The following is a 424-nucleotide window of genomic DNA, read 5'->3' as shown; positions in this document are numbered from 1 at the left end:
TCAGTTGGATCTTGGTCGATCAGCCAGTTACCGGATACCTCGCCATATCACCACCTTCCCACCCGAACAACAGACTCCATCCCTCACCTCAAGAGCTTATGAAACATGGCCTAGTGTCCTGCACCGGGAATTCGTTGTTGAATTGCTGGTTTGTGGCGTGTCGGGGTGCGTGCGGCGGTCGGGGCGGGGATGCTGAGGGTTGTGGCCGAGCGTGGACGGCGGAAGCAGCCGTTGGTGTTGACCGATGAGGAGCGTGAAGTGCTCACGGGGTGGGCGCGTCGGCGGAAGTCGGCGCAGGCGTTGGCGCAGCGGTCGCGGATCGTGCTTGCCTGTGCGGAGGGTCTGTCCAACACCGATGTCGCTGCGCGGGAGAGGGTTTCGCTGCCGACTGTCGGCAAGTGGCGTAAGCGTTTCCTCGAGCGGT

The 424-nt window shown here is 62.5% G+C and carries 1 protein-coding gene; it reads left to right on the top strand.

The genetic code is table 11. The annotated features are described in order from the left end of the window. Window positions 1–201 precede the first annotated feature (201 nt). Window positions 202–424: helix-turn-helix domain-containing protein (locus ON20_RS02925; protein WP_245546979.1), on the top strand; the 223-nt coding region annotated here is incomplete at its 3' end.

This window comes from Nocardia brevicatena NBRC 12119 (assembly GCF_000308495.1).
Classification (GTDB): Bacteria; Actinomycetota; Actinomycetes; order Mycobacteriales; family Mycobacteriaceae; genus Nocardia; species Nocardia brevicatena.
The sequence above is the reverse complement of the archived record's forward strand: the minus strand, read 5'-3'. Positions and strand labels throughout refer to the sequence as shown.